Here is a 3,456-nt window from a genome sequence, read left to right on the forward strand (position 1 = left end):
GATATTAATCCAGATGATATAGAAAGTATTAACGTATTAAAAGGAGCTGCTGCTTCTGCCTTATATGGATCTAGAGCAGGAAACGGAGTAATTATAATCACTACAAAAAAAGGATCTAAAAATAAAGGATTAGGGATAACAATTAATTCAAACACTACATTTAGCAAATTTGATCCTAAAACATTCGCGAGATATCAAAAAGAATACGGAGGAGGTTATGGAGCTTCTTTTGTACAAGAAGATGTAAATGGAGATGGTATTTTAGATAATGTTGTAGATACAGGAGGTGATGCTTCCTGGGGCCCAAGATTTGACTCTAATCTTTTGGTATACCAATCGGGAGCTTTTTTTCCAGAAAACCCTAATTATCGTACTCCTACACCATGGGTAGCAGCAAAAAATGATCCTACCTCTATCTTTCAGACAGGTTTATTGCAATCAACCAATGTTAGTGTTGATGGAGCTTCAGATAAAGGAAATTTCAGGTTAGGATTTACCAATGTAGAACAAACAGGTATTTTACCAAACAGTTTAATTAAAAGGCAAACGGTAGATTTTGGCGGAAGTTATAAGTTGACCGATAGAGTCACAGCGAGAGCAAAGGTTACGTATACCAAAAATAGTGGACGTGGTAGATTCGCAACAGGATATGACGAAAATAGTGTTTTACCTGGATTGCGACAATGGTATCAAACAAATGTTGACTTAAGAGAGCAAAGAGATGCATATTTTAGGTTAGGAAGAAATGCTACCTGGAATTTAAGATCATCAGCACGTACAGGCGATGATCCTTATGCACCAAGACCACAATATTGGGATAATCCATATTGGACATTATATGAAAATTATCAAACCGATGGTAGAGATCGTGTTTTTGGAAATGTAGCTTTAACCTATAAAGTGAATGATTGGTTTGATGTTTTGGCAAGAGTGACTATGGATAGATTTGATGAAATAAGAGAAGAAAGAGTCAATGTTTCTAGTTTCAACCCATCTGAGTATAACAGATTTAATGGGTTTTTTAGAGAAATGAACTACGACATGATAGGGAACTTTAATTTTGATATTACTGAAAAGCTTAATTTTAAAGGACTACTGGGAATGAATCTTACCAGAACGAATAGAAGTTCTATTTTTGCAGAAACGAATGGAGGACTTAATACTTTTGGATTTTATTCTTTATCCAATTCAGTAAATCCAATAGCACCACCTATAGAAAGAAAGTCTAGCATGGGTGTTAATGGGTATTATGCTAGTGCGTCGTTCGGTTATGATGATATATTATTCTTAGATGCAACATATAGAATAGATCGATCATCAACACTACCAGACGGTAAAAGACAATTTAATTATCCATCAGTTTCTACTAGTTTCCTTTTTTCTAACCTCTTTACAAGTGATTGGTTAAATTTTGGAAAATTGAGATTAAACTATGCCGAAGTGGGTAATAGTGCAGGGGTACTTCTTGTAGATGATGTATATACTTTTGTTAATGGTTTTGCAGGGCAATCTCTTTTCTCATTACCAAATAATAAAAACAACCCTACACTTAAGCATGAAACCGTTATAAGTTATGAGGCAGGATTAGAAATTAAGCTTTTTAAAAATAGATTTGGGTTTGATGTAACAGCATATCAAACAAATAGTAAAGATCAAATTCTTCCATTAGATATATCTACTTCTACAGGATTTAATTCAAAAATTGTAAATGCTGGTGAAATTGAAAATAAAGGATATGAAGTTAGTCTTTTTGGAACTCCAATTAAAACCCAAAACTTTGAATGGAATATCAATGTAAACTGGAGTACATACAAAAGTGAAGTAGTTTCTCTATTGGATGGAATTGATAATTTAAGTTTATCAGGAACATTACAAGAAGACGTTTCTATTAATGCTACTGTAGGAGAACCTTATGGTACGATTAGAGGATCTAGTTTTAAATACCTTAATGGCCAGCGAGTTGTTGATGAAAACGGATACTATGTGACTAACGAAGAAAATGGAGTGATTGGTAATATAATTCCAGATTGGAATGGAGGAATCAACAATACGTTCAGATATAAAAATGCTTCGCTTAGTTTCTTAATTGATATGCAAAAAGGAGGAGATATCTACTCTCTCGATCATACATATGGATATGCTACCGGGATATTTCCAGAAACCGCAGGACTTAATGATTTAGGTAATCCTATAAGAGATGCTGTTGCAGATGGTGGAGGAATAATTGCTCCTGGTGTTAGAGAAGATGGGACTCCTAATACAGTAAGAACCCCGGTAAATAGTTTTGATAGTCCATTTATTTATTACAGATCAACAGATGAACAGGATGTTTATGATGCTTCTTTTGTAAAATTAAGAGAAGTAATATTCTCTTATTCACTACCAACGAAGTTATTAGATAACCTACCTATTAATGATGTGGTGATTTCTGTAATTGGTAGAAACTTATGGATTATTGATAAAAACATTCCATATTCTGATCCAGAAGCAGGATTAAGTGCAGGTAACTTGCAAGGATTTCAATCTTCTGCATATCCCACATCCAAAGAATATGGTTTTAACCTAAAAGTAAAATTCTAAAAAAATGAAAAATAGTAAAATTTTAGCCATACTATTCTGCTTGTTTACGATCTTTTCCTGTAAGGTAGATGATCTCAACGTGAGCGATAAACAGATTTCTGAAGTTCCTTCGACAACATTATTTACTAATGGGCAACGAAATTTGGTTGACCAAATGGTTACTCAAAGTATTTTTGATAATCATCTGAAATTTTATGCGCAATATTGGGCGGGTACTGGTTTTATAGGTCCTGAAACTAATTTTCAAGATCTTAAGAGTTTTCCACAAAATTATTGGAATACACTGTATAGAGATGTTCTAAGTGATCTTAACGAAGCAGCTCGATTAATTCCAGAAGAAGAAGTATTTGGTCTTACTGAAATAGATAAGCAAAATAGATTAGCAATTATCGAAATTTTGAAAGTATATACTTTTCATGTTTTGGTAGATCTTTTTGGAGATGTTCCGTATTCTGAAGCTCTGTCTTTGGATGACAATATTTTGAATCCAGCATATGATGATGATCAGAGTATATATACTAATATCATAAATCAGTTAAATACTGCGATTAGTAACCTTAATACTTCTGGAAAATCATTTGGTGATTCAGATTTGATTTATCAAGGAGATGTCTCTAAATGGGCAAAATTTGCAAATTCCTTAAAGTTACGATTAGCACTAAGAATTGCTGATGTGGATTCTAATCAAGCAGGAACATTAGCAACAGAGGCAGTTAATTCTGGAGTATTTACTGCTAATGCAGACAATGCGTCATTAGTATATGAGACAACAACACCTAATACAAATCCAATATGGGAAACTCTTGTAAATAGCGGTAGAGAAGATTATGTTGTTGCAGAGGCTATAGTAGATATTATGCAACCTATTAATGACCC

The 3,456-nt window shown here is 33.5% G+C and carries 2 protein-coding genes; both read left to right on the plus strand.

Translation table 11 applies throughout. From position 1 onward, the window contains the following. A partial coding sequence (locus tag Z054_RS0127130) for a SusC/RagA family TonB-linked outer membrane protein (RefSeq protein WP_024773110.1) occupies positions 1 to 2,580 on the plus strand: 2,580 nt, incomplete at its 5' end. 4 nt (positions 2,581 to 2,584) lie between these two features. Continuing rightward, on the plus strand, positions 2,585 to 3,456 hold an 872-nt coding region (locus Z054_RS0127135; RefSeq protein WP_024773111.1), incomplete at its 3' end, for a SusD/RagB family nutrient-binding outer membrane lipoprotein.

It is taken from the genome of Aquimarina macrocephali JAMB N27, assembly GCF_000520995.1.
Taxonomy (GTDB): Bacteria; Bacteroidota; Bacteroidia; order Flavobacteriales; family Flavobacteriaceae; genus Aquimarina; species Aquimarina macrocephali.